The following is a 26,486-nucleotide window of genomic DNA, read 5'->3' as shown; positions in this document are numbered from 1 at the left end:
AAGTAGGTCATCGCCAGGCTCTCCCCTCAACACCCCAGCTCTTACACAGAGCTGGGGTGTTTGCTTTTATGCACTGCTGCAACACGCAGCGATCCGCCGGCCAGACCCGGCAACCCCCTCCTCTGCTCTCCCGCACAAAACAAAACGCCTCACAACGGAGGCGTCCGCAGGCTCCCATGCAAGACTGATTAGCTTCGTGAGCTAGTCGAGCCCGTCCGCTCGCTGCGGTGAGGCACGGGGAATCGGTGAGCCGGCAGTGCGCGGCTTTTGTGCGGATACGCGAGCATCGCTGCATCGCGCGCACATAGCAGCGAGGCAACGACATCGCAGTGATGTCCCTGATCCTCCATAGCTCTACCAGTCGACTGCGGTTGTGACTCCGAGGAAGATTTCGCCAACCTCTCTGTCGGCGCCCTGACGCGAGCATTGGAGTGGCATAGCGGCGCCGATCCCTCGCCGATCTGAATTGCCCTATAAGGGTAAGAGCATCAATGCTCAAAATCTCGCGATTTCATCAAGCAATGCTTGACAGGGTGGCCTGATGGTCCCATAATCGCAAGTTCTCTTCGGAGAGGTGCCCGAGTGGCTAAAGGGGGCAGACTGTAAATCTGTTGGCTTACGCCTACGTTGGTTCGAATCCAACCCTCTCCACCAGAATTAAGCAGTGAGTTCGGTCGCAAGGCCGGGCGGCAAGGGAAGAAGTAGCCCGGGCGGGTGTAGCTCAATGGTAGAGCAGAAGCCTTCCAAGCTTACGACGAGGGTTCGATTCCCTTCACCCGCTCCATTCACTGTTCGTAAGTTTTGCCCATGTGGCTCAGTGGTAGAGCACTCCCTTGGTAAGGGAGAGGTCGGCAGTTCGATCCTGCCCATGGGCACCACGCATCCACCAACGCAAATCGCTACCGAGACAGGAGTCGCGACATGGCAAAGGAAAAGTTCGAGCGGACTAAGCCGCACGTGAACGTTGGTACGATTGGTCACGTTGACCACGGCAAGACGACGCTGACGGCAGCGATCACGACCGTGCTGGCGACCAAGTTTGGTGGTGCCGCCAAGGCATACGACCAGATTGATGCGGCGCCGGAAGAAAAGGCACGCGGCATCACGATCAACACCGCACACGTTGAGTACGAAACGGCTAACCGTCACTACGCGCACGTTGACTGCCCGGGCCACGCCGACTACGTCAAGAACATGATTACCGGTGCCGCCCAGATGGACGGCGCAATCCTGGTGTGCTCGGCCGCTGACGGCCCGATGCCGCAAACGCGTGAGCACATCCTGCTGGCCCGCCAGGTTGGTGTGCCGTACATCGTCGTGTTCCTGAACAAGTGCGACATGGTGGACGACGCTGAGCTGCTGGAGCTGGTCGAGATGGAGGTGCGCGAACTTCTGTCGAAGTACGACTTCCCGGGCGACGACACCCCGATCATCAAGGGTTCGGCCAAGCTGGCGCTGGAAGGCGACAAGGGCGAGCTGGGCGAAGTGGCCATCATGAACCTGGCCGACGCACTGGACACCTACATCCCGACGCCGGAGCGCGCTGTTGACGGCACGTTCCTGATGCCGGTGGAAGACGTGTTCTCGATCTCGGGTCGCGGCACCGTGGTGACCGGCCGTATCGAGCGCGGCGTAGTCAAGGTCGGCGAAGAGCTGGAAATCGTCGGTATCAAGGCCACGCAGAAGACCACCTGCACGGGCGTGGAAATGTTCCGCAAGCTGCTGGACCAAGGTCAGGCAGGCGACAACGTCGGTATCCTGCTGCGCGGCACGAAGCGCGAAGACGTCGAGCGCGGCCAAGTGCTGTGCAAGCCGGGTTCGATCAAGCCGCACACGCACTTCACGGGCGAGGTCTACATCCTGTCGAAGGACGAGGGCGGTCGTCACACGCCGTTCTTCAACAACTACCGTCCGCAGTTCTACTTCCGTACGACGGACGTGACCGGCTCGATCGAGCTGCCGGCCGACAAGGAAATGGTCATGCCGGGCGACAACGTGTCGATCACCGTCAAGCTGATCGCCCCGATCGCCATGGAAGAAGGCCTGCGCTTCGCCATCCGTGAAGGCGGTCGTACCGTCGGCGCCGGCGTCGTCGCTAAGATCATCGAGTAAGTGCTGTAACTCTTCCGTGCGGCTGCCAACCGGCCGCACGTGAAGTGCCAGAGTGGGGTTGACCGAATGGCAACCCCAAAGCTGTTTTAGGGGTATAGCTCAACTGGCAGAGCGTCGGTCTCCAAAACCGAAGGTTGGGGGTTCGATTCCCTCTGCCCCTGCCAATTCATCAGCCGCGTCGCGCAGGAAAACGCGCCACGCGGCTTAGTCTCGTTTGGGAAACATGGCCAATCCGAACGTCGAAACCGTCAACACCGCCAGCGGCAAATGGTTGCTGGCCTTGGCGTTCCTGCTGCTGGTCGCTGGGGTGATCGGTTTTTACCTGCTGGCGCAACAGCCGAGCTATGTCCGTGCTGCCTCGCTGATCGGCGGGCTGGTGTTGGGCGCGGGCGTTGCGCTGGTGTCCGCACCGGGGCAGAGCTTCATCGAGTTCGCGCGCGAGTCGTACCGCGAAGTTCGCAAAGTGGTGTGGCCGACGCGCAAGGAAGCCGGGCAGATGACCGGTCTGGTGTTTGCGTTCGTCGTGATCATGGCCCTGTTCCTGTGGTCTGCGGACAAGCTCATTGAGTGGGTGATCTTCTCACTCGTGCTGGGCTGGAAATAATCGAGTGAAGCCATGACGGATAACGTAGCGAACGACACGTCCACGGATTCGTCCGCACCGGCCTCGAAGAAGCGCTGGTATGTCGTGCATGCCTATTCGGGCATGGAAAAAAGCGTGCAACGCGCGCTGCAGGAGCGCATCGAGCGCGAAGGCCTGCAACATCTGTTCGGTCAGATTCTGGTGCCGTCGGAAGAGGTGATGGAGAGCAAGAGCGGTCGCAAGACCGTGACTGAGCGCCGCCTGTTCCCCGGCTACGTCTTTGTCGAAATGGAGATGACCGACGAGACCTGGCACTTGGTGAAGAACACTTCCAAGGTCACTGGTTTCATTGGTGGTACGGGCAATCGCCCCTCGCCGATCTCCAAGAGCGAAGTCGACAAAATCATGGCCCAGATCCAGGAAGGGGTCGAGAAACCGCGTCCCAAGACGCTGTTCGAAGTGGGCGAAATGGTGCGTGTGAAGGAAGGCCCGTTTACCGACTTCAATGGCAACGTCGAGGAAGTGAACTACGAGAAATCGCGCCTGCGCGTTTCCGTGACGATCTTCGGACGTGCAACGCCCGTCGAACTCGAGTTCGGTCAGGTCGAGAAGGTTTAAGAAATTTGGTGCGGTGGCGCAAGCCACTGCGCCAATCGCCCGGTCCACTGGATTTGGCGGGCAACGGTGGCGAAGCCGCCCGCGCCAACAGAGGAGCGTCGGCCTTGCGCCGATGCGTTACCACTCAACAGGATTGCCATCGTTGTTTGAACTGGGCAATCCGGATTGGAGTCAAGATGGCCAAGAAAATTATTGGCTTTATCAAGCTGCAAATTCCGGCTGGTAAAGCAAATCCGTCCCCGCCCGTCGGCCCGGCCCTGGGTCAGCGCGGTCTGAACATCATGGAGTTCTGCAAGGCGTTCAACGCGCAGACTCAAGGTATGGAACCGGGCCTGCCGGTGCCGGTGGTGATCACCGCCTTCGCCGACAAGAGCTTCACCTTCGTGATGAAGTCGCCGCCGGCGACCGTGCTCATCAAGAAGGCTGCCGGTATCCAGAAGGGTTCCGCCAAGCCGCATACCGACAAGGTTGGCAAGATCACCCGCGCTCAGGCAGAGGAAATCGCCAAGGCGAAGAACGCTGACCTTACCGCAGCTGATCTGGACGCCGCCGTGCGTACGATCGCCGGTAGCGCCCGTTCGATGGGTATCACGGTGGAGGGCCTGTAATTATGGCAAAGATTTCGAAGCGTGCGGCCGCGAACAAGGCCAAGGTCGAACGTACCAAGTTCTACCCGATCGACGAAGCGCTGAGCCTCGTTAAGGAATGCGCCAGCGCCAAGTTCGATGAGTCCATCGACGTGGCCGTGCAACTGGGCATCGATGCGAAGAAGTCGGACCAGGTGGTTCGTGGTTCGGTGGTGCTGCCTGCCGGTACCGGCAAGTCGGTGCGCGTGGCCGTGTTCGCGCAAGGCGACAAGGCCGAGCAAGCCAAGGCTGCAGGCGCTGAGATCGTCGGCATGGAAGACCTCGCCGAGCAGATCAAGGCCGGCAAGATGGACTTCGACGTCGTGATCGCTTCGCCGGACACGATGCGCGTGGTCGGTACGCTGGGTCAGATCCTGGGCCCGCGTGGCCTGATGCCGAACCCGAAGGTCGGCACCGTGACGCCGGACGTTGCCACGGCTGTGAAGAACGCCAAGGCTGGTCAGGTGCAATTCCGTGTCGATAAGGCCGGTATTATCCACGCCACCATCGGCCGCCGCTCGTTCGAGCCGGCAGCGCTGAAGAGCAACCTGGCTGCACTGCTGGACGCACTGACCAAGGCCAAGCCGGCATCGAGCAAGGGCGTCTACCTGCGCAAGGTCGCCGTCTCGTCGACGATGGGCGTGGGCGTGCGTGTTGACCAGGCAACCCTGGCTGCCTGATCGCTCTCGATCATTCGCACCGGGCGGCCCGATAACCATCCTGGTGTCAGCAGTTTTCTCTTGCGTGGCTTCGGCCGCGCAGACCCTCGAAGCTTGAGGGACAAGACTTTGGGCAGTGGCAGACGTCTGCGCAAGTAGGCAGACGCCACTGGTTATCAAAGACCGTTGGCGGTGTGGGGCTCCTCGGAGCCAACACCTTAATCGCGGCCCACTCCGGAAGCGGAGGGGACTTCAGCCAACGCAGATGGCGCCCCCGAAGGGAATGAGTGACTTTGGTATTGCCGAAGTGATTTGTGCCAATCGGACGCCGTACTTTTGGACTGACCGAGGTGACCGCAGCGACTGCGGAAGCCGACGTCGTTTTGGAGCTTAACCGTGGCACTCAATCTCGAAGATAAGAAGGCCGTCGTGGCCGAGGTAACGGCGCAAGTCGCCAAGGCCTCGACCATCGTCGTCGCCGAATATCGCGGTATCACGGTTGGCGATCTGACCAAGCTGCGCGCGCAAGCGCGCCAGCAAGGCGTCTACCTGCGCGTTCTGAAGAACACGCTGGCACGCCGCGCTGTTGAAGGCACGCCGTTTGCCGAACTCGCCGAGCAACTGACCGGCCCGCTGATCTACGGTATTTCCGAAGACGCAGTGGCCCCGGCCAAGGTGCTGAACGATTTCGCCAAGGGCAATGACAAGCTGGTGCTGCGCGCTGGTTCGTACGATGGCAAGGTTCTCGACGTCGACGCCGTGAAGGCGCTGGCAACGATTCCGAGCCGCGAAGAACTGCTCAGCAAGCTGCTGTTCGTCATGCAGGCGCCGGTGTCGGGCTTTGCCCGCGCCCTGGGTGCCCTGGCTGCCAAGCAAGGCGAAGGCGAGGCTGCAGCGGCCTAATAGGCTGCGGCACCACGTACAGATCGCACGATCGATACCGAATCACATTCTGGAGTTATTCAAATGGCAATCACCAAAGACGACATCCTGGAAGCCGTTGGCGCGATGTCCGTGATGGAACTGAACGACCTGGTCAAGGCGTTCGAAGAGAAGTTTGGCGTGTCGGCTGCTGCCGTGGCCGTGGCCGGTCCGGCTGCTGCTGGTGGCGCTGCTGCCGCTGAAGAGCAAACCGAATTCACCGTGACGCTGAAGAGCGCCGGCGCGAACAAGGTTGGCGTCATCAAGGCCGTGCGTGAAATCACCGGCCTGGGCCTGAAGGAAGCCAAGGACCTGGTCGATGGCGCACCGAAGCCCGTGAAGGAAGGCGTCGACAAGAAGACCGCCGACGAGCTGGTGAAGAAGCTGGTGGAAGCCGGCGCGGAAGCCGAAGCCAAGTAAGTGCAGGTCTCGCGTGCCGTACCTGGTACGCGATGGAGGCTGGCAAAGGGAGATTTCCCGGCGCCAGCCTTTTTGCGCTTGTGGGGCCGATTGTTGAGCGATCCCGCAATCACGCTATAAGTATCGTTGAAGTCTCTTTGCCGGGTTTTCCGGCAGCCGGCCAGGACAAGGCCAGCAGAGGCCAAACATCAGTGGCACACTAGGCAGTTCGCAGTCCGCTGATGTTTGTCTTCTGAACCGACTGCAGAAGGCAAGTTTGGTCGGGTGCTCCCCCGTCCGTAGCATGGGCTCCATGGGCTCATGTGCGGGTGGCGCGCGCAGTACCGTCAGCCAGAGGTTGGTAGCGGCCAACCGCCAAATCCCGTCACCAGTCGCTGAACACCTCAAGTGTCAGGCGTGCCTTATCGCCTTAAGTCCGTCGCGCGCACTTGCGATGATTCGGAGATCCCATGGCGTACAGCTTTACCGAGAAGAAGCGTATTCGCAAGAGTTTCGCGAAACGCGCAACGGTTCATCAGGTTCCCTTCCTGCTTGCCACCCAGATTCAATCGTATGCCCAGTTCTTGCAGGAGAACGCTCCTGTTGCACAACGCAAGAGCGAAGGTCTGCAAGCGGCGTTCAACGCCATTTTCCCCATCGTGTCGCACAATGGTCTGGCACGCATGGAGTTCGTGTCGTACCACCTGTCCAACCCGCCGTTTGACGTCAAGGAATGTCAGCAGCGTGGTCTGACCTTCCACTCGGCGCTGCGCGCAAAAGTGCGCTTGATCATCAACGACCGCGAGAATCCCACCAAGGTCAAGGAGATCAAGGAGCAGGAAGTCTACATGGGCGAAATTCCGCTCATGACCTCCACCGGTTCGTTCGTGATCAACGGGACGGAACGTGTGATCGTGTCCCAGCTGCACCGTTCGCCGGGCGTGTTCTTCGAGCACGACAAGGGCAAGACGCACAGCTCGGGCAAGCTGCTGTTCTCGGCGCGGATCATCCCGTACCGCGGCTCGTGGCTCGATTTCGAATTCGACCCGAAGGACATCCTTTACTTCCGCGTTGACCGCCGCCGCAAGATGCCGGTGACGATCCTGCTGAAGTCCATTGGCCTGACGCCGGAACAGATCCTGGCGCACTTCTTCGTGTTCGATAACTTCACGCTCAAGACGGAAGGCGCACTGATGGAATTCGTGCCCGAGCGTCTGCGCGGTGAAGTCGCTCGCTTCGACATTTCCGACAAGAACGGCAAGGTCGTGGTCGAGAAGGACAAGCGCATCAACGCCAAGCACATCCGCGACCTGGATTCCGCGGGCACCAAGCTGATCAGCGTGCCGGAAGACTACCTGCTGGGCCGCGTGCTGGCGAAGAACATCGTCGACCCGGACACCGGTGAAGTCCTGGCCAACGCCAACGACGAACTGACCGAAGGCGTGCTCGAGAAGCTGCGTGACGCCGGCGTGAAGGAAATCCAGACGCTGTACACGAACGACCTGGATCAAGGTCCGTACATGTCGGCGACGCTGCGCACGGACGACACCGCCGACCAGACCGCCGCGCGTATCGCCATCTACCGCATGATGCGCCCCGGCGAGCCGCCGACCGAAGACGCCGTTGAAGCACTGTTCCAGCGTCTGTTCTATAGCGAAGACTCGTACGACCTGTCGCGTGTTGGCCGCATGAAGGTCAACAGCCGCCTGAACCGCTCGAGCGGTACCGGCCCGATGGTGCTGACCGACGAGGACATCCTCGACACGATCAAGCTGCTGGTGAACCTGCGTAACGGCAAGGGCGAAGTCGACGATATCGACCACCTCGGCAATCGCCGTGTGCGCTGCGTCGGCGAACTGGCAGAAAACCAGTTCCGTGCCGGGCTGTCGCGTGTTGAACGCGCCGTGAAGGAACGTCTGGGCCAGGCTGAGACGGAAAACCTGATGCCGCACGACCTGATCAACTCGAAGCCGATTTCGTCGGCGATTCGCGAGTTCTTCGGTTCGTCGCAGCTGTCGCAATTCATGGACCAGACCAACCCGCTGTCGGAAGTCACGCACAAGCGCCGTATTTCGGCCCTGGGCCCGGGCGGTCTGACGCGCGAGCGTGCGGGCTTTGAAGTCCGTGACGTGCACCCGACCCACTATGGCCGCGTGTGCCCGATCGAAACGCCGGAAGGTCCGAACATTGGTCTGATCAACTCGCTGGCGCTGTACGCACAACTGAACGACTACGGCTTCCTCGAAACGCCGTACCGCAAGGTTGAAAACGGCAAGCTGACCGATCAGGTGGATTACCTGTCGGCCATCGAGGAAGGCAAGTACGTGGTGGCGCAGGCCAACGCGACGCTGGACAAGGACGGTAACCTGATTGACGAACTGGTCTCCGCACGTGAAGGCAGCGAGCGTGAAACCCGTATGGTCACACCGGACCGCGTGCAGTACATCGACGTGGCACCGTCGCAGATCGTGTCGGCTGCAGCTTCGCTGGTGCCGTTCCTCGAGCACGATGATGCAAACCGTGCACTGATGGGCGCAAACATGCAGCGTCAGGCCGTGCCCTGCCTGCGTGCGGACAAGCCGCTGGTGGGTACCGGCGTCGAGCGCACCGTGGCAGTGGACTCGGGTACCGCCGTGCAGGCAACCCGTGGCGGCGTGGTCGACTACGTTGACGCGAACCGTGTGGTGATCCGCGTAAACGATGCCGAAGCCGTCGCCGGTGAAGTCGGCGTGGACATCTACAACCTGATCAAGTACACGCGTTCGAACCAGAACACGAACATCAACCAGCGTCCGATGGTCAAGGTGGGCGACGTTGTTGCCCGCGGCGACGTGATTGCTGACGGCGCCTCGACCGACATGGGCGAGCTGGCGCTCGGCCAGAACATGCTGGTCGCGTTCATGCCCTGGAACGGCTACAACTTCGAGGATTCGATCCTGATCTCGGAGCGCGTCGTGGCTGAAGACCGCTACACCTCGATCCACATCGAGGAGCTGTCGGTCGTTGCTCGCGACACCAAGCTCGGACCGGAAGAAATCACGCGCGACATCTCGAACCTGGCCGAAGCACAACTGGCTCGCCTGGACGAATCGGGCATCACGTACATCGGCGCAGAAGTGGAAGCCGGCGACGTGATGGTCGGCAAGGTCACGCCCAAGGGCGAGACCCAGCTGACGCCGGAAGAGAAGCTGCTGCGTGCGATCTTCGGTGAGAAGGCGTCCGACGTGAAGGACACCTCGCTGCGCGTGCCTTCGGGCATGAGCGGTACCGTGATCGACGTGCAGGTCTTCACGCGTGAAGGCGTGGTGCGTGACAAGCGCGCCCAGTCGATCATCGATGAGGAACTGAAGCGCTACCGCCTGGACCTGAACGACCAGCTGCGTATCGTGGAAGGCGATGCCTTCCAGCGTCTGGAGCGTCTGCTGGTGGGCAAGATTGCAAACGGCGGCCCGAAGAAGCTGGCCAAGGGCACCGCGCTCACGAAGGAATACCTGGCCGATCTGGACAAGTGGCACTGGTTCGACATCCGCCCGGCAGAAGACGAAGTCGCGCTGCAGCTGGAAGCCGTGAAGGTTGCCATCGAGCAGAAGCGCCACGACTTCGACCTCGCGTTCGAAGAGAAGCGCAAGAAGCTCACGCAAGGCGACGAACTGCCGCCGGGCGTGATCAAGATGGTCAAGGTGTACCTGGCCGTGAAGCGTCGCCTGCAGCCTGGCGACAAGATGGCCGGCCGTCACGGTAACAAGGGTGTTGTGTCGAAGATCACCCCGATCGAAGACATGCCGTACATGGCCGACGGCACACCTGCCGACATCGTGCTGAACCCGCTGGGCGTGCCTTCGCGGATGAACGTGGGTCAGATTCTCGAAACCCACCTGGGTTGGGCCGCACGCGGTCTGGGCGAGCGCATCGGCAACATGCTCAAGGCGCAAGCCAAGGCTGCCGAGATCCGCAAGCTGCTGGGTCAGATCTACAACGAGAGCGGCAAGGTTGAAGATCTGGACAGCCTGTCCGACGCGGAAATCCTCGAGCTGGCCGAGAACCTGAAGAAGGGCGTGCCGTTCGCGACGCCGGTGTTCGATGGTGCGCATGAGGACGAAATCCGCCGCATGCTGGACCTCGCCTATCCGGAAGACATTGCGAAGGAGAAGGGCCTGACCGCTTCCAAACAACAGGTCACGCTGTTCGACGGCCGCACCGGTGAAGCCTTCGAGCGTCCGGTCACGCTGGGCGTGATGCACATGCTCAAGCTGCACCACTTGGTCGACGACAAGATGCACGCGCGTTCGACCGGTCCGTACTCGCTGGTGACGCAGCAGCCGCTGGGCGGTAAGGCCCAGTTCGGTGGCCAGCGTTTCGGTGAAATGGAAGTGTGGGCACTCGAAGCGTACGGCGCATCCTACGTGCTGCAGGAAATGCTGACCGTGAAGTCGGATGACGTGAACGGCCGGACCAAGGTGTACGAGAACATCGTCAAGGGCGAGCACTCGATTGATGCCGGCATGCCGGAATCGTTCAACGTGCTGGTGAAGGAAATCCGCTCGCTGGGTATCGACATCGACCTCGAGCGCAACTAAGCGCCGATGCGGTGAGGGCATGGCGGCAACATCGCCATGCCCTGGTAACAGCAGCCATTGACGAAGATTTAGGGCCGGCGCCTTTGGGTCACACCAGGGCGCCAGCCTCAAACTCAAGGAGTTTGGAATGAAAGCATTGCTCGACCTATTCCGTCAGGTACAGCAAGAAGAGCAGTTTGACGCGATCAAGATCGGCCTCGCGTCGCCTGAGAAAATCCGTTCGTGGTCGTTCGGCGAAGTCAAGAAGCCCGAGACCATCAACTACCGTACGTTCAAGCCTGAGCGTGACGGTCTGTTCTGCGCCAAGATCTTCGGCCCGATCAAGGACTACGAGTGCCTGTGCGGCAAGTACAAGCGCCTGAAGCACCGTGGCGTGATCTGCGAGAAGTGCGGCGTTGAAGTGACGCTGGCCAAGGTGCGACGTGAGCGCATGGGCCACATTGAACTGGCTGCGCCGACCGCGCACATCTGGTTCCTGAAGTCGCTGCCGTCGCGTCTGGGCATGGTGCTCGACATGACGCTGCGCGACATCGAGCGCGTGCTGTACTTCGAAGCATTCGTCGTGGTTGAGCCGGGCATGACCGCGCTCAAGAAGAGCCAGATCATGTCGGAAGACGACTACCTGGCCAAGTGCGACGAATACGGCGAAGGCGAATTCGTCGCCATGATGGGCGCCGAAGGCATTCGCGAGCTGCTGCGCGGCATCGACATCGAGAAGCAGATCGAGACGATCCGCGCCGAGCTGCAGGCCACGGGCTCGGAAGCCAAGATCAAGAAGTTCGCCAAGCGCCTGAAGGTGCTCGAGGCATTCCAGCGTTCGGGCATCAAGCCGGACTGGATGATCCTCGAAGTGCTGCCGGTGCTGCCGCCCGAGCTGCGTCCTCTGGTGCCGCTGGACGGCGGCCGTTTCGCCACGTCGGACCTGAATGACCTGTATCGCCGCGTGATCAACCGGAATAACCGCCTGAAGCGTCTGCTCGAGCTGAAGGCGCCGGAGATCATCGTGCGCAACGAAAAGCGCATGCTGCAGGAAGCAGTGGACTCGCTGCTGGACAACGGCCGTCGCGGCAAGGCGATGACCGGTGCCAACAAGCGTCCGCTGAAGTCGCTGGCTGAAATGATCAAGGGTAAGGGCGGCCGTTTCCGTCAGAACCTGCTGGGCAAGCGCGTGGACTACTCGGGCCGTTCGGTTATCGTGGTGGGCCCGACGCTGAAGCTGCATCAGTGCGGCCTGCCCAAGCTGATGGCGCTCGAACTCTTCAAGCCGTTCATCTTCCACAAGCTGGAAACGATGGGCATCGCCACCACGATCAAGGCAGCGAAGAAGGAAGTGGAAAGCCAGACGCCGGTGGTGTGGGACATCCTCGAAGAGGTGATCCGCGAACACCCGGTGATGCTGAACCGCGCACCGACGCTGCACCGTCTGGGTATCCAGGCGTTCGAGCCGGTGCTGATCGAAGGCAAGGCCATCCAGCTGCACCCGCTGGTCTGCGCGGCGTTCAACGCCGACTTCGACGGTGACCAGATGGCTGTTCACGTTCCGCTGTCGCTCGAAGCGCAGATGGAAGCGCGCACGCTGATGCTGGCGTCGAACAACGTGCTGTTCCCGGCCAACGGCGATCCGTCGATCGTGCCGTCGCAAGACGTGGTGCTGGGTCTGTACTACACGACCCGGGACAAGATCAACGGCAAGGGCGAGGGCATGACCTTCGCCGACATCTCGGAAGTGATCCGCGCCTACGAGAACAAGGAAGTCGAACTGGCTTCGCGCGTGAACGTGCGGATCACCGAGTATGAGCTGGTGAACCCGGAAGCCGACGGCGACGCCCGCTTCGCACCGAAGATCACGCTGCAGGCCACGACGGTTGGCCGCGCGATCCTGTCGGAGATCCTGCCCAAGGGTCTGCCGTTCTCGGTGCTGAACAAGCCGCTGAAGAAGAAGGAAATTTCGCGCCTGATCAACACGGCATTCCGCAAGTGTGGTCTGCGCGAAACCGTGATCTTCGCTGACAAGCTGCTGCAGTCGGGCTTCCGCCTGGCAACGCGTGCCGGTATCTCCATCGCCATCGACGACATGCTGGTGCCGCCGGCCAAGGAGAAGATCATCTCCGAGGCAGCCGCCAAGGTGAAGGAATACGACAAGCAGTACATGTCGGGTCTGGTGACGGACCAGGAGCGTTACAACAACGTCGTGGACATCTGGGGCGCCGCTGGTGACCAGGTGGGCAAGGCGATGATGGAGCAGCTCCAGACCGAAGACGTGGTCGACCGCAACGGCAAGGCCGTCAAGCAAGAGTCGTTCAACTCCATCTACATGATGGCCGACTCGGGCGCACGGGGTTCCGCAGCGCAGATCCGTCAGCTCGCCGGTATGCGTGGCCTCATGGCCAAGCCGGACGGCTCGATTATCGAGACGCCGATTACCGCGAACTTCCGCGAAGGCCTGAACGTTCTGCAGTACTTCATCTCGACCCACGGCGCACGTAAGGGTCTGGCTGATACGGCACTGAAGACCGCGAACTCGGGTTACCTGACCCGTCGTCTGGTCGATGTGACGCAGGATCTGGTGGTGGTGGAAGACGATTGCGGCACCTCCAACGGCGTGGCCATGAAGGCCCTGGTCGAAGGCGGTGAAGTGATTGAAGCCCTGCGCGACCGTATCCTGGGCCGCGTGGTCGTCAACGACGTGGTGAACCCGGAAACGCAGGAAACCGCGATCGAGGCCGGCACGCTGCTCGACGAAGACATGGTGGACCTGATCGACGCGCTGGGCGTGGACGAGGTGAAGGTTCGCACGCCGCTGTCTTGCGATACGCGCTACGGCCTGTGCGCCAAGTGCTACGGTCGCGACCTCGGCCGCGGTGTGCTGGTGAACTCGGGCGAAGCAGTGGGTGTGATCGCTGCGCAGTCGATCGGTGAGCCGGGCACGCAGCTGACGATGCGTACGTTCCACATCGGTGGTGCGGCATCGCGTGCGGCAGTGGCATCGAGCGTGGAAGCGAAGGCAACCGGTACCGTGCGTTTCACGGCGACCATGCGTTACGTCACCAACGCGAAGGGCGAGCAGATCGTCATCTCGCGTTCGGGCGAAGCGCTGATCACCGACGACCACGGCCGCGAGCGTGAGCGCCACAAGATCGTGTACGGCGCGACGCTGCTGGTCAAGGATGGCCAGTCCATCAAGGCCGGCACGCAACTCGCCACGTGGGATCCGCTGACGCGTCCGATCATTTCGGAGTACTCGGGCACCATCAAGTTCGAGAACGTCGAAGAAGGCGTGACTGTCGCCAAGCAGATGGACGAAGTGACCGGTCTGTCGACGCTGGTGGTGATCGATGCGAAGCGTCGTACCGCTGCCACGAAGGGCATCCGTCCGCAGGTGAAGCTGCTCGACTCGTCGGGCGCTGAAGTGAAGATCCCGGGCACGGACCACTCCGTGACCATCGGCTTCCAGGTGGGCGCGCTGATCACCGTGAAGGACGGTCAGCAAGTGCACGTTGGTGAAGTGCTCGCACGTATCCCGACCGAATCGCAGAAGACGCGTGACATTACCGGTGGTCTGCCGCGTGTGGCCGAGCTGTTCGAAGCCCGTTCGCCGAAGGACGCCGCCGTGCTGGCGGAAGTCACCGGTACGACTTCGTTCGGTAAGGACACCAAGGGCAAGCAGCGCCTGGTGATTACGGATCTCGACGGCAACGCCCACGAGTTCCTGATCGCCAAGGAAAAGCAGGTGCTGGTGCACGACGGCCAGGTGGTCAACAAGGGCGAAATGATCGTCGAAGGCCCGGCCGACCCGCACGACATCCTGCGTCTGAAGGGCGTGGAAGAGCTGGCGACCTACATCGTCGACGAAGTGCAGGACGTGTACCGTCTGCAAGGCGTGAAGATCAACGACAAGCACATCGAAGTGATTGTTCGTCAGATGCTGCGCCGCGTGCAGATCGTTGACACCGGCGACACCCGCTTCATCCCGGGTGAGCAGGTGGAGCGTTCGGACCTGCTCGACGAGAACGACAAGGTGATCGCGCTGGGCAAGCGTCCGGCGACCTACGAGAACCTGCTGCTGGGTATTACGAAGGCATCTTTGTCGACCGACAGCTTCATCTCGGCGGCGTCGTTCCAGGAAACCACGCGCGTGCTGACCGAAGCCGCCATCATGGGCAAGGTCGACGACCTGCGTGGTCTGAAGGAAAACGTCATCGTTGGCCGTCTGATCCCGGCCGGTACCGGCCTGGCCTACCACCGCGCCCGCAAGGCGAAGGAAGTAGCCGACCGCGACCGCGCTGCAGCGATTGCCGAAGAAGAAGCCGCTTCGATCTTCGAAACGCCTGCCGTTCAGCAAGAAGGCGACGCGTAAGCGAACGCAAGCAACACCATCAAAGCCCGGCCATGTGCCGGGCTTTTTTTGTCCGCTTTTCGCCAAGGCGCCGTGTGCAGACGCCAAACAACACTGGTGCTGTCGGTTCCGTATTTTCTTGAGACGTTAACCCGCCTTAACATGCCAACCGCTATGATTTCCCGGTTATAGACCGGCACTTTTTACAATCTACGCGCCCTCCAGCGGAGCAGATTCCAGCAAGTCGCCGGCCCCTCCAGCCTTGCCGACGATTCCTCCATGAAGCTCACACGCAAGCAGATCGCCGTTGGTGCGGTCGCCCTGGTCGTTGCCGGCACGGCGGTGGTGCAGATGGTCTGGCACCCGTTTGGCCGTACACGCGCGCTGCACGCCCGCCAGGTCCAGCTCGATCTGACCTATCCCGACGCCCTGATCGACAGCCAAAGCCTGTCGCAACTGCCGCGCGACGTGCTGCGCGTGCCGCTGCTGCGCGATGTGTTGACCGAAGATTTCGTCGCCTATTACGAAGGCAACGACGACCGCCTCTCGGTGGCCGGTGCGCTGCGCCGCCTGGCGTACGAGCAGAAGCTCGATCTGGCCGAGACCGTGCTCAAGCACGTGTTTGACGAGCCCGCGCGCGTGATGCTGTGGCGGGGCCCGGACGACAAGCTGCGCTACTGGGTGCTCTCGATGCAGCGCAACGGCCTGGCCAAGGCGCTGGAAGCCGTCGCCACCGTGGCGACGAGCGATGCGCAGCTCAGCAAGGTCGCCGATGGGCTGGGCGATTCGGGCGCGCCGGTCTACGCGCTCAGGCTTTCGGCCACGCGTTCGATCCTGATTGCCAGCAAGGGCGACCGGCTGATCGCGCTGTCCGAGCCGGGCATGCTGCTGGACAAGGACGGCAAGCCGATTGCCAAGCAGGCGAACGCGCTGGCGGCGCTGTTCTCCGACGATGCCGGCAAGCGCAACGTGCAAGCCACGGCGTACGCGCTGCCCGCGCAGGAGCCGACGGGCCATCACGTTGTGGTGAGCGCCAACTATCTGTCATTCGGTTATCAGCAGTATTTCCCTGGCATTGAAGCGCTGCGTTTCGACTTCGGATCGGGTAAGGACGGCGCGGGCAACGGCTGGCAGAGCGCCGCGCTCATCGACCCGGCGCGGCTGTCGGCAAAGTGGGACAACGCCGCGCTTTGGCGCGCGTTGCCATCTGATCCTGCCGCGTGCGCGACACTGCCGGTCGACTGGAAGGCCGCCGGCACGCTGCTGAAGTCCGTGGCCGGCGACGCCAAGGAGATTAGCGAAGCCGCCGCGCACGTCGGCGATGCGTTTGCAGGGCCAGCCGCTGCGTGCTGGTACGGCAAGTCGTCGCTGGTGGCGCCGTTGTTCGTGGCGAAGCTGTCGTCGGCGTCGCAGGCCGAGGCGGTCAAGCCGGCGCTCGGCGCGCTGTTTGGCCAGATCGTTGGGTCATACGAAGCCAAGGCGCAGGCCGACGACAAGTCCGGTCCGTACAAGCGCCTGCCGGTGACGATGAAGCAAGGGCCCGCCAACGCCACGCTGTGGCAGCGCCCGGTGAGCGCGCGCTACGGTACCGCGCAATCGGCGGGCGCACCGTTTGCGGCGCAACTGTCGTCGGATCGCTACTTCCCCGTCACGCTGGCGATTGCGGGCGATGTGGTCGTGTTCTCGCCGGACGCGCGCCTCGTCGAAGACGCCTTGGCGGTGCTCGCCAAGCGCTTCCCGGCGGTGGCGGATAGCCTGCCGAAGGACAAGGCCGATCGCATCGTCCTGACGATGACGCCCGCGTCGCTCGCGCCGCTCGTCCGCCGCGAAGCCGGTGCCGCGCTGCCCGCCGATCAGGAAGCGGTGTTCCTCAACGCCGCGCAGACGCATCTGTTTCCCAAGCTCAAGGCGTTGTCGGGGTACGCGCCGGTGTCGCTGGCGCTGGATGGCGGTGTGCTGTCGTCGCGCGGCTGGGTGCCGGTGACGTGGCTGTCGAGCGGGCGCGGCCTGCCTGCCGGCGGAGATGGCACGCCGGCGGCGGTTGACGCAGCGGTATCGCCAGGGCCGTCGGCGGATGTGCCGGCCACGGCGGTGGCGCCCGCTTCCCAAGACAGCACCAGCTCGCAATGACGCTGCGCGCCCAGGCCGCTGCGTTGAACCGCCGCCGTTGGTTGACGGCGGTGGGAGCCAGCCTGCTCGCTCCGTCTGTGCATGGGCTGTCAGGCTGGGCCGATACGGCGCCCGCGGATGCCGATGCGCTCACGCCGGACCAATCCAGCATGTTCCGTGCGTGGTTCGTGCGCATCGTCAACGAGCAGCTCCGCCAGGGCCCGACGCCGCGCTGGACGCACCGCGACTGTGCCGGGCTGGTGCGCTTTGCCGCCGGCGAGGCGCTGCGCACGCACGACGCCCGCTGGCTGCGCGCCAACGGCATGCGCGATGCGGAATCCACACGGCAACTGCCGCCCGAGCTGAATCTCACGCCCGCCCAGCGCACGCTCACGCAGCGGTGGGCGCGCTTCGACGGCAGCACCGGCGCGTATGTGTCGGCGCTCGGGCTCATCCAGCAGAACAGCCGATTCATTGCGAAGGACGTCAACCAGGCGCTCCCTGGCGATCTGCTCTTCTTCGATCAAGGCGACGACCAGCATCTGATGATCTGGATGGATCGCTACATCGCCTACCACACCGGCACCGTTACCCGCACCGACAACGGCCTGCGCGCGGTCCCGGTCTCTGAACTGATGCAATGGAAAGACTCGCGCTGGCAGCCGCAGAGCGGCAACCCCAACTTCATCGGCGTGTTTCGTCTGGCCTTTTTGACACGGTAGAAAAACTCATGCGCAACCGTTGGCTGTCGTTCAATCTCGTTGCCGCCGTCTGCGTGACGGTGCTGGCGTTGGTCGCTTCGGTGTCGACAGCGCACGCGGCCGATGCGCAGGAAGCGCCGAACCCAACGCTGTTCGACGTGCCGGGCAGCGGCTACGAGCCGTTCAAGGGGCAGCCGTTCTTCCTGCTCTCGGATGCGAGCTACGGGACTGATCAGGAAGCGATGGTCCGCCTTGAAGCGCCGGGCCGCGAGTACAAGGACGAACTGTCCCGCTACGGCGGCGCGGACATCCTCGTCTACCGCGTGCCGCAGCCGCTGGAATTTCTGAAGGCGCAAAAGAACCTGCACCGCATCGACGTCAAGGCCAACTACACGGGTGAAGGCCTGGCCAACACGCTCGCCTATCTGTGGGACAACTGGACGCGCCAAGCCCGCCGCGCCTGGCAGCGTGTGCTGTCGTTCGCCACGCGCAGCAAGGCCGTGGAGACCGCGCCGCAGTTCAGCATGGGCGACCAGATGACCGCGCCCACGCGCTTCTCGAACAACCCGCAGTACGCGCCGCTCAAGGGCTACGAACTGCTGGGCCGCTTCCGCTACCCGATCTGGGACGCCAAGCCCATCGCACCGCCCAAGGACGTGAAGCTCGAGGGCAGCAGCAGCGAATGGATGCCGCAGAACGCCGGCAACGTGATGATCCCGGTTGGCAAGCTGCCCGCCGGTTTGTACATCGTTGAAGCCGTGATTGGCGCGTACCGTGCGCACACGCTGCTGTTTGTGTCGGACACCGTGGCCGTCACCAAGGGCACTTCGCAAGGGATGATGGTGTGGACGGCCGAGCGCAAGAGCGGCAAGCCGGTCAGCGGTGCATCGGTGAACTGGACCGACGGCGTAGGCGTGCTCGCTTCCGGCACCACCGAGGCCGACGGCACGGCCGACCTGCGCCACGTGTCGCCCGAACGCAGCTACGTGATCGGCAGCGACCGCGCGGGCGGCGTGTTCATCTCCGAGAATTTCTATTACGACAGCGAGATCTACAACACCAAGCTGTACGCCTTTACCGATCGCCCGCTGTATCGCCCCGGCGACGAAGTCAGCGTCAAGTTCATCGGCCGCAATTTCAAGAACGCGATCGAATCGACCGTGCCGGCGGCCGGCGACATCAAGCTGCAAGTGCTTGACCCGAATGGTGCGCCGGTGGCCACAACGACCACGCGCCTCGCAGGTGAGACGGGCGCCGATGCGCACTTTACGCTGCCGTCCAACGCACCGGCCGGCGGCTACTCACTGCGCTGCGACTACAACGGCAGCACATACGGCGGCGCCTTCCGCGTGGCCGAATACATCAAGCCGCACTTTGACGTGAACCTGTCGCTGGACAAGGCGAGCTACGGCACGGGTGAAGCGGTCAAGGGCAAGATCAGCCTGCGCTATCCGGACGGCAAGCCGGTCAAGAACGGCAAGGTGTCGGTCAACCTGCGCGCACAACAGGTGACGATGGTGGAGGGCGAACTGCGTTACGCGGGCCTGTTCCCCGTCAAGCTGGAGCAGCAGGAGCTGACCACCGATGGTGACGGCAACGCCAAGCTGGAGTTGCCCGCCGCCAAGGAGCCCAGCCGCTACGTGGTGACCGTGTTTGCCAACGACGGCGCGGCGTACCGCGTGAAGGTCACGCGCGAATTGCTGATCGCGCGCGGCGCCACGCCGTACAAGCTGTCGACCACGTCGAACTTCACCACGCCGGGGCAGAGCGTCTCGTTCACGCTCACGCCGATGCCGGTTGTCGGTGGCGCAAGCGGTGCCAGCGCGCCGCCCGCCAAGTGGGATCTGGTGCGCCTGGAAACGCGCACGCGCACCGAAGGCACGCTCGCGCCGGATGCCAAGGGCAACGCCACGTTCCCGGTCAAGTTCGACCAGCCGGGTTCGTACACGCTGTCGGTGCGCGATGCGGCCGGCAACCTGCTTGCCGCATCGAGCCACTGGGTGGCCGGCGATGGCGTGCAGACTGTGCCGGGCAACATCGAAATGGTGTTCGACCGCGATCGCTACCAGATTGGCGACACGGCCGAAGCGCTGATCACGTTCCCGCTGCCGGTGGACGATGCGCTGCTCACGCTCGAACGTGACAAGGTCGAGCACCACGCGCTGCTCACGCGCGGCGGCGAATGGCTGAGCCTGCAGAAGGTCACGCCGTCGCAGTACCGCGCCCGCATCAAGATCGGTGCGGAGTTCGCGCCGAACATGACGTTCTCGGTGCTATACGTGCGCGATGGCGACATGGTGTTCCAGAACGCCGGCATCGTCGTCACGCAACCGACGCTGGACCTGGGCGTGCATGCCGACAAGGCCGTCTACGCGCCGGGCGAGACCGTCACGCTGGACCTGACCAGCGCTCTGGCGGGCAAGCCCGTGCCGGCCAACCTGACCGTGTCGGTGGTCGACGAAATGATTTACGTGCTGCAGCCCGAAGTGGCGCCCAGCATCGTCGATTTCTTCTACCACCCCCGCCGCAACAGCGTGCGCACCACGTCGAGCCAGAGTTTCATCAGTTACGACCTGGCGCTCGCCTCGCTGCCGGGCAAGCCGGGCGGCACATATGGCCGCCACAACGAGCGCGGCGTGAAGGTGCTGGAGCGGCCCCGCCGCGACGAGCAGGACACCGCCGCTTGGGTCGCCAACCTGCAGACCGGCGCTGACGGCCGCGCCCGCATGACGTTCAAGATGCCGGATTCGCTGGCGCGTTGGCGCATCACGGTGCGCGCGGTGTCCACCACCGGCGCATCGGACGGCATCGTTGGCCAGCGCACGGCGAGCATCCGCTCCGACAAGCCGCTGTACCTGAAATGGACGGGCCCGCAACGCTTCCGCGAAAGCGATCAGCCGCGCCTGGACATGGTCGCCTTCAACCAGACCGACAAGGACATCACCGCCGACTGGATCGTCTCGGGCGCTGGCCTGAACATCAACCAGCGCGTGACGCTCAAGCGCGGCGCCAACTACCTGCGCGCGCCTGTCACGGCGCTGCAGGCGGGTGTCGTGAACGCCGAGCTGAAGCAGGACGACAAGGTTTCGGACCGTCTGCAGACCACGCTCAAGCTGGATGCAACGGGCTGGCTGGCCGACCGTGAAAACGTCGTCCCGCTCACGCAGTTGCAGGGCTCGCGCCTGCCGCTTGGCCTGCCGGCTGATGCGCGCGACGTGCGCCTGCGGGTGGTCGGCAACACCGCCAGCCAGTTTGCTCGCGTGGCCGATGACCTCATCGAATATCCGTACGGTTGCGCCGAGCAGACGGCCAGCCGCCTGATCCCACTGGCACTCGCCCAGCAGAGTCTGGCAGCCACCGGCACGCGCCTGGGCGATGGCGGTCCGGCCGGCACGCAGGGCGTCGACGCGCTGCTGCGCACGCAACGCCAGCGTCTCGCACTGCTGGCAGGCACCAACGGCACCTTCGGCTGGTGGGGCGAGCTGACCACCAGCAGCGCGCTGATCACGTCGTATGCGTATTACGCGGATTGGCTTGCCAGCCGTTCGGTCGGCATCAGCCTGCCGGCAGACAACTGGAAGCAGGTGCTCGAAGCCTACAAGCGCACCAGCCAGAACGAGCCGCTGCTGCACCGCGCGCTGGCGCTGTGGTTTGCCAATGAGATGGGCCTGCCGGTGGCGACGCCGCTCTCAGGCGTGGCTAACGAGCTTGCGCCCAGTGGCGGCAAGGCGGCCAAGGCCACGGCTGATGCCGACCCCGCAGCGGGCGACAGCCTGATCTTCGTGGCGCCGGATTCGCCGCGCGGGCGCCAGGTCGCGACGGTGCTGACGGCACAGCTGATGCGCCAGATTGGTCAGCCGGTGCCGGAAGCGCTGGTCTCTGCCGAGATTGCTGCACGCAGTGCGCTGGCTGCCAACACCTCGCCGCTGGTGCAGAGTCTGTTGCTGATGGGCGGCGGGCGCTCGGCTGCCGACCCGGCCCCGCTGCTGGCCCGCGCCAGCGCGGCCCTGCCGACGATGGATCGCGCTGTCGCGCTGGTCTGGCTGCAGAAGGGTCTGGGTGGCCTGCAAGGCGCCAGCGTTGCCACCATCCAGCCGGCCGTCTCTGCGGGCGGTTGGCAGGCGACGCGCTCTCCGGTTGGTGTGCCGACGTGGCGCTGGACCGGCGCACAAGCCCCCGCCGCGCTGGACCTGACGGCGGCTCCGACCGACGTGACCACACAATCGGCCATCGTGTCGTACCGCAGCCGCGCGGCTGAGGCCTCCAAGCTGCCGATCACGGTGGAGCGCAAGCTGTACCGATTGGAGCCACTCGATTCGGCACCGGCCAAGCCGGACCCCAAAGCGCCCAAGCAGCCGGCGGCCGGCGCCAGCAGCAGCGGCATCGCCTTTACCGCCAAGCCGGTCAAGCCGGGCGACACACTCGACAGCAACGCACTCTACGTCGATGAGGTCGTGCTGACGCCGCGCCAGGGCACGTACCGCTACGGCCTGGTCGAAGTGCCGCTGCCGCCGGGCGCCGAAGTGGAAGCCACCACCTGGGGCATCCAGATCGACGGCCTGAAGGGCGAGCCGAACGAAGGCAACGGCGCGCAGGCGTTCGAGCGCAAGGCCGCATATGAAATGGGCCAGCTCTCGTATAACCAGCCGGTGCCCGCACTGGAGCGCCCGACCGTGCTGCGCCAGCTGGTGCGCTTCTCGCTGCCCGGCCGCTTTGCACTGCCTCCGGTGCGTTACTTCCGCATGTACCAGCCGGAAGCCAAGGCGTTCCAGGGCGACGGCAAGACGGCTAGCTATCCGTTCAAGGTGGAGTGACCTGGCGATGTGTTCCCGCCCGCTCGCGCGCAGTGTGCTGACCGGCGTCCTCTGGGCCGCCGGCGCCTGCGCGCTTGCCGGGCACGCCATCGCTGCGCCGGTGGGCCAGTCACTTCCATCGTTGCGATATGCAGCGTTGCAAGGCGATGACGCCAAGCTATGGCAATTCAGCGTTGACCCCGCCGGCGGCGTGCCGCAAGCCACCGCGTTGCCGCGCGACACCGAAACACCGCTCGGCAGCGTCTGGAAGCTCTTCGTCTACAGCTACCTCGTCTCGCGTCGCATCAGCACGCCCGACTACACGTGCCACGGTAACGACCCCGAAGAGGTCTACTGCTGCACCGCCGGCAACAGCATCGACCGCGAGCGCGCGCTCATCCAGTCGTGCGGACGCTATTTCGAACCGGCGCGTCTCGGGCTGGACCGCGTGGATTGGCGGCGCTTCTGGCAGCAAGCCGGATCGCCCACGTGGCTGCGCGAGCTGCGTGCCATGCAGCCGACGCATCGCGTGCCGGTCGCCGATCTGCTCACCGCGCTGCGCAGCGTTCCGGCCGATGGGCGCGAAACTGCCGCGCAAACGCTCGTCTCTGTGCTGACCGTTGGGCGTGGCGAGGGCACGGTGTCGGACTTCGGCGGTCTGCTGCGCGCCAAGACGTGGACGATGCCCGACCCGCAGCGCCCGGGCGCGTCGATCGGCGGTGCCGCTGGCTGGCTGGCCGACGCCACGCCCGTCTGGCTCGGCGGTGCCGGGTCGAGCAACCAGGTGCTGGCCGCTGCCGCCCCGCGCCTTACGCCGCTGATCGAACAGACGCCCGTGCCCGACGACGATGCCTGTGTCGTGGTGGATTTCTTCGCGCGTTACCCGATTCGGGAGGTGCGCGATGCCAGCGGCAAACCGGTCGCTCCCGGCCGCCTGGAAGGCCGCTACGCCGTGCGCTTCGTCAACGGCAACACGCTGCCGATCGAGAGCAAGGGCGAGTTGACGCTCGCACGCCAGAACAACACGCCCGTCATCACCGGCCGCCTGGGCATGAACGACTACGTGGCGCGCGTGGTCGAGCGCGAAGGCGAACTCGCCGAGCCGCAAGCTGCGCGTGCGTTGGCCGTGGCGGCGCGCAGCTATCTCGTGCAGCACGCCTCGCGCGACAGGGGCTGCTACCGCATCGCCGACAGCTCGCGCACCCAGCGTGTGCTGCCGCGCCCGCCGATGGCCGCCGCACGCAACGCAGCCGAATTTACCGACACGCTGGTATTGGCGGGCCAGTCCGTGCAATACCACGGCACCATCAGCGCGCGCGGCCAGATGAGCTGGACCGCGGCGCGCGCCGCTGCTCAACGCGGCCAGGGGTTCGACGCGATCCTCGCGCAGTGGTGGCCGCAGGCGACGCTCACGTCGTTCCAGAGCCCGGTGGCGGGGGATTGTTCCCCCGTGGCGGGCGCGCAGCAGTGGCTGCAGGCGCGCGCGCCGGGTTGGTCTGCGCGCTTGGGTGCCGAGCCCGGTTACGAGACACCGCCGCTGCCCGCCGTGTGCGTCGTGCACGAAGGTCGTCCCTACGCAGACGCGCGCCGCAACCGGCTCTACGTGCACCGGCTTGCGACCGAGGAAGACCGCATCGCGCTGACGCACGAATATCTGCACCTCGCCTTTGCGCGCCACCCGCGCGGGCAGGACGAACAGTTTGTCGAGGCGATGGCGCGTCGCCTGATCCGAGGGGAGGGTTTGCTGTGAAGAGTGGGATGACGCGCTTGGCGCTGGGGGCTGCTGCGCTGCTGCTGGCCGCTTCGGCGCTGGCTGAGCCGGTGGCCGATCTGGAAGGGCCGATCGGCGGCTGGCGCAACAGCAAGCTGACCAACGAGCTGGAGCAGTACACCGCGGCATATCCGAAGCCGCCCGTGGACCGTGGCGCGCAAAAGTACCGCACGCTCATTGCTGGACGCATCCGCGCGGCCGGCAAGCAACGCCGCCCGCCAGTGCTCGTCGTCAACGGCAATGCCATGCCGCTGTATGGCGATAGCGAAGGCCGCTTCGCGCGCCCCTGGGCGTTCGGCCCGGGCTCGAACAGCGTTGAAATCGTCAGCGCCGACGGCCTGTCACGCCAACGCCTGCAGTTCTACGAGGCCGACACCACCAAGACGTCGGCCAAGCTGCGCGCCGTCCTCACATGGGACGATCCGCGCGCCGAGGTCGACATGCACGTCATTTCGCCGATTGGCGATCACGCGTTCTGGGCGCAGCCGCTGCTCTCCGACGGCGGCGGGCTCGACGTGGATAGCGTCGACGGTGCCGGCCCCGAGATTTTCTCGACCGCCGCGCCGCGCCCGGGCGTGTGGCTGTTCTACGTGAACTACTGGGGCAACTTCAACGCCGGCGGCTACAACTTCGATGAAAAGGCGCACGACCGCGATCTCATCACCGCGCAACTGACGCTGATCTATAACGAGAACACGCCCAACGAGCGGCGCGAGTTCGTCAGCGTCCCGCTGCGCAAGATCGGCGAGCTGGCGCTGATGAAATCGATCCGCTTCTGACGTGACGCACATGACGCCTTCCACTTTCCGTCTCGCCGTTGCCATCGCGCTTGCCACGTCCGTGGCTGCCGGTAGCGTTTTCGCGCAAGCCGATGCCGGCAATGTCGAGATCGCCGCGCCGCTCAACGGCTGGCGCAATTCGGCAGGCGACGATTCCCGCTACACGCAGGACGTGCATTACCCGGCGGTGTCGGTGTCGACGCCGCAAGGGCAGGGCGTCGCCTCGATGATCGCCGGGCGCATCCGCAACCAGCCGAAGGCTGCTGCGGCAATGGACGAAAGCAAGCCGCGCCGCCGCCGTGGCGCCGATGGCGCGTCGGTCGGTACGCTGATCGTCAACGGCGTGGCCATGCCGCAGCGCATCGAGGCCGACGGTACGTTTTCGCGTCCGTATGCGTTTGGCGCAGGCAGCAATAGCGTCGAGGTGCGCAGCGCGCGCGGCGATGCCAAGCGCGTGCAGTTCTACGACAGCTACACCGGCAAGCAGCGTCCGCGTTTGCGCGTGGTCCTGTCTTGGGACACCGACGGCACCGACCTCGACCTGCATGTCATCTCGCCCGACGGGCAGCACGCCTGGTACGGTAACCGCGTGGTCGAAAACGGCGGCGCGCTGGACGTGGATGTCACCACCGGCTATGGTCCCGAGATCTATTCGAACCCGGCGCCGGTGCCCGGCACGTATCTCGTCTACGTGAACTACTACGGCAGCGGTAATGACGGCAGTGCGATCACCACCGCCACCGTCAGCATCATCACCGACGAGAACACGCCGTCCGAGCGCCAGCAGACGTTTGTCGTGCCGATGCGCAAGGCCGGCGATCTGACGCTGTTACGCAGTTTCACGATGAAATAGGATCGCCATGGACTCCCAGACTGTTGCCGCCTACGACACCCTTGCCGAAACCTTCGCGCAGGAGTGGCGCGATCAGCCGGCGCCTGAAGACCTGTACGCGTTGCTGCGCCGTGAGTTCAAGGCAGGCGGCGCCACCGCCGACATCGGCTGCGGCGCGGGCCGCGAGGTGGCGTGGCTCAACACCAACGGTTATCCGGCGGTCGGCTACGACGCGTCTGCTGCGCTGCTGGAAGCGGCACGCGAGCAATATCCGGGGTTGTCGTTCCGGCAGGCGCTTTTGCCTGAATTGGTCGGCATTGCCGAAGGCGCGTTCGACAACGTCCTCTGCGAGACCGTCATCATGCATCTGCCGCCCGAGCAGATTGGCGCGGCGGTGCAGCGGCTGGTGTCGTTGTTGCGCGCGGGCGGCACGCTGTATCTGAGCTGGCGCGTCACGCCCGACGCCGACCAGCGCGATGGGCGCGGCCGGCTCTTCACGTCGTTCGATGCGGCGCCCGTGCGCGAGGCGCTGGCCGGCACTGAGGTGGTTTTCGACGAAGCGGCTGTCAGCCAGTCGTCGGGGCGGACGATCCATCGCATCGTTGCGCGCACGGTCTGATCGCTGCGTTGCCCACAATCCGACTGTCCTGATTGACCACCCCTCGGCGGG

16 protein-coding genes and 4 tRNA genes are annotated in these 26,486 nt (G+C 64.1%); all 20 read left to right on the top strand.

All coding sequences use genetic code 11. The annotated features are described in order from the left end of the window. The first annotated feature begins 568 nt into the window (after nucleotides 1-568). Nucleotides 569-654, top strand: a tRNA-Tyr gene (locus tag CFE42_RS18155). A gap of 56 nt (nucleotides 655-710) precedes the next feature. Beyond that, nucleotides 711-784: transfer RNA gene (locus CFE42_RS18150), tRNA-Gly, on the top strand. Between the two features lie 19 nt (nucleotides 785-803). Continuing rightward, nucleotides 804-878, top strand: a tRNA-Thr gene (locus tag CFE42_RS18145). A gap of 43 nt (nucleotides 879-921) precedes the next feature. Next, complete coding sequence (tuf, locus tag CFE42_RS18140) at nucleotides 922-2,112, top strand: elongation factor Tu (protein WP_004634449.1); 1,191 nt, start codon at nucleotides 922-924, stop codon at nucleotides 2,110-2,112. Between the two features lie 88 nt (nucleotides 2,113-2,200). Next, a tRNA-Trp gene (locus CFE42_RS18135) sits at nucleotides 2,201-2,276 on the top strand. A 59-nt stretch (nucleotides 2,277-2,335) separates the two neighbouring features. Continuing rightward, the gene (gene secE / locus CFE42_RS18130) at nucleotides 2,336-2,716 is read left to right on the top strand and encodes a preprotein translocase subunit SecE (RefSeq protein WP_004634450.1); all 381 of its coding nucleotides are present in this window, start codon (nucleotides 2,336-2,338) and stop codon (nucleotides 2,714-2,716) included. A 12-nt stretch (nucleotides 2,717-2,728) separates the two neighbouring features. Beyond that, complete coding sequence (gene nusG / locus CFE42_RS18125) at nucleotides 2,729-3,313, top strand: transcription termination/antitermination protein NusG (RefSeq protein ID WP_004634452.1); 585 nt, start codon at nucleotides 2,729-2,731, stop codon at nucleotides 3,311-3,313. 176 nt (nucleotides 3,314-3,489) lie between these two features. Beyond that, nucleotides 3,490-3,921, top strand: a complete 432-nt coding sequence (gene rplK / locus CFE42_RS18120) for a 50S ribosomal protein L11 (protein WP_004634453.1) — start codon at nucleotides 3,490-3,492, stop codon at nucleotides 3,919-3,921. A 2-nt stretch (nucleotides 3,922-3,923) separates the two neighbouring features. Further along, entirely contained in the window at nucleotides 3,924-4,619 is a 696-nt protein-coding gene (gene rplA, locus CFE42_RS18115; protein WP_004634454.1) for a 50S ribosomal protein L1, read from the top strand. 375 nt (nucleotides 4,620-4,994) lie between these two features. Further along, nucleotides 4,995-5,501 carry a 50S ribosomal protein L10 gene (gene rplJ, locus CFE42_RS18110; RefSeq protein ID WP_004634455.1) on the top strand — a complete coding sequence of 169 codons (507 nt, stop codon included), beginning with the start codon at nucleotides 4,995-4,997 and terminating at the stop codon, nucleotides 5,499-5,501. 63 nt (nucleotides 5,502-5,564) lie between these two features. Continuing rightward, nucleotides 5,565-5,939 carry a 50S ribosomal protein L7/L12 gene (gene rplL / locus CFE42_RS18105; RefSeq protein ID WP_004634456.1) on the top strand — a complete coding sequence of 125 codons (375 nt, stop codon included), beginning with the start codon at nucleotides 5,565-5,567 and terminating at the stop codon, nucleotides 5,937-5,939. A 449-nt stretch (nucleotides 5,940-6,388) separates the two neighbouring features. After that, complete coding sequence (gene rpoB, locus CFE42_RS18100) at nucleotides 6,389-10,495, top strand: DNA-directed RNA polymerase subunit beta (RefSeq protein WP_004634457.1); 4,107 nt, start codon at nucleotides 6,389-6,391, stop codon at nucleotides 10,493-10,495. A 127-nt stretch (nucleotides 10,496-10,622) separates the two neighbouring features. Beyond that, the gene (gene rpoC / locus CFE42_RS18095) at nucleotides 10,623-14,852 is read left to right on the top strand and encodes a DNA-directed RNA polymerase subunit beta' (RefSeq protein WP_004634458.1); all 4,230 of its coding nucleotides are present in this window, start codon (nucleotides 10,623-10,625) and stop codon (nucleotides 14,850-14,852) included. 258 nt (nucleotides 14,853-15,110) lie between these two features. Further along, nucleotides 15,111-16,961 (top strand): DUF2138 domain-containing protein, encoded by a 1,851-nt coding sequence (locus tag CFE42_RS18090; RefSeq protein ID WP_004634459.1) that lies wholly within the window; start codon nucleotides 15,111-15,113, stop codon nucleotides 16,959-16,961. Next, the gene (locus CFE42_RS18085; RefSeq protein WP_004634460.1) at nucleotides 16,958-17,662 is read left to right on the top strand and encodes a DUF1175 family protein; all 705 of its coding nucleotides are present in this window, start codon (nucleotides 16,958-16,960) and stop codon (nucleotides 17,660-17,662) included. Before CFE42_RS18090 ends, CFE42_RS18085 begins: the two co-directional genes overlap by 4 nt. An 8-nt stretch (nucleotides 17,663-17,670) precedes the next feature. Beyond that, nucleotides 17,671-22,455 carry an alpha-2-macroglobulin gene (locus CFE42_RS18080; protein WP_004634461.1) on the top strand — a complete coding sequence of 1,595 codons (4,785 nt, stop codon included), beginning with the start codon at nucleotides 17,671-17,673 and terminating at the stop codon, nucleotides 22,453-22,455. Between the two features lie 7 nt (nucleotides 22,456-22,462). After that, nucleotides 22,463-24,184, top strand: coding sequence for a DUF2300 domain-containing protein (locus CFE42_RS18075; protein WP_004634462.1), 1,722 nt, complete (start codon nucleotides 22,463-22,465; stop codon nucleotides 24,182-24,184). Between the two features lie 8 nt (nucleotides 24,185-24,192). Beyond that, the gene (locus tag CFE42_RS18070) at nucleotides 24,193-24,984 is read left to right on the top strand and encodes a DUF2135 domain-containing protein (RefSeq protein ID WP_037044753.1); all 792 of its coding nucleotides are present in this window, start codon (nucleotides 24,193-24,195) and stop codon (nucleotides 24,982-24,984) included. Between the two features lie 10 nt (nucleotides 24,985-24,994). After that, nucleotides 24,995-25,837 carry a DUF2135 domain-containing protein gene (locus CFE42_RS18065; RefSeq protein WP_004634465.1) on the top strand — a complete coding sequence of 281 codons (843 nt, stop codon included), beginning with the start codon at nucleotides 24,995-24,997 and terminating at the stop codon, nucleotides 25,835-25,837. Between the two features lie 7 nt (nucleotides 25,838-25,844). Then, on the top strand, nucleotides 25,845-26,435 hold the full coding sequence (locus CFE42_RS18060) for a class I SAM-dependent methyltransferase (RefSeq protein WP_004634466.1): 591 nt from the start codon (nucleotides 25,845-25,847) through the stop codon (nucleotides 26,433-26,435). The last annotated feature ends 51 nt before the right edge of the window (nucleotides 26,436-26,486 follow it).

It is taken from the genome of Ralstonia sp. PBBBR1 (assembly GCF_002256165.1).
Classification (GTDB): Bacteria; Pseudomonadota; Gammaproteobacteria; order Burkholderiales; family Burkholderiaceae; genus Ralstonia; species Ralstonia thomasii.
Note: the sequence above shows the minus strand (reverse complement) of the source record. Positions and strands in the feature narration are given on the sequence as shown.

Bases quoted from the DNA above. Each gene is read 5' to 3' on its own strand.
- CFE42_RS18060 (WP_004634466.1), top strand. From the start codon at position 25,845: ATGGACTCCCAGACTGTTGCCGCCTACGACACCCTTGCCGAAACCTTC.
- CFE42_RS18090 (WP_004634459.1), top strand. From the start codon at position 15,111: ATGAAGCTCACACGCAAGCAGATCGCCGTTGGTGCGGTCGCCCTGGTC.
- rplL (WP_004634456.1), top strand. From the start codon at position 5,565: ATGGCAATCACCAAAGACGACATCCTGGAAGCCGTTGGCGCGATGTCC.
- CFE42_RS18080 (WP_004634461.1), top strand. From the start codon at position 17,671: ATGCGCAACCGTTGGCTGTCGTTCAATCTCGTTGCCGCCGTCTGCGTG.
- CFE42_RS18065 (WP_004634465.1), top strand. From the start codon at position 24,995: ATGACGCCTTCCACTTTCCGTCTCGCCGTTGCCATCGCGCTTGCCACG.
- CFE42_RS18075 (WP_004634462.1), top strand. From the start codon at position 22,463: ATGTGTTCCCGCCCGCTCGCGCGCAGTGTGCTGACCGGCGTCCTCTGG.
- tuf (WP_004634449.1), top strand. From the start codon at position 922: ATGGCAAAGGAAAAGTTCGAGCGGACTAAGCCGCACGTGAACGTTGGT.
- rplK (WP_004634453.1), top strand. From the start codon at position 3,490: ATGGCCAAGAAAATTATTGGCTTTATCAAGCTGCAAATTCCGGCTGGT.
- rplA (WP_004634454.1), top strand. From the start codon at position 3,924: ATGGCAAAGATTTCGAAGCGTGCGGCCGCGAACAAGGCCAAGGTCGAA.
- secE (WP_004634450.1), top strand. From the start codon at position 2,336: ATGGCCAATCCGAACGTCGAAACCGTCAACACCGCCAGCGGCAAATGG.
- rpoB (WP_004634457.1), top strand. From the start codon at position 6,389: ATGGCGTACAGCTTTACCGAGAAGAAGCGTATTCGCAAGAGTTTCGCG.
- rpoC (WP_004634458.1), top strand. From the start codon at position 10,623: ATGAAAGCATTGCTCGACCTATTCCGTCAGGTACAGCAAGAAGAGCAG.
- nusG (WP_004634452.1), top strand. From the start codon at position 2,729: ATGACGGATAACGTAGCGAACGACACGTCCACGGATTCGTCCGCACCG.
- CFE42_RS18070 (WP_037044753.1), top strand. From the start codon at position 24,193: ATGACGCGCTTGGCGCTGGGGGCTGCTGCGCTGCTGCTGGCCGCTTCG.
- CFE42_RS18085 (WP_004634460.1), top strand. From the start codon at position 16,958: ATGACGCTGCGCGCCCAGGCCGCTGCGTTGAACCGCCGCCGTTGGTTG.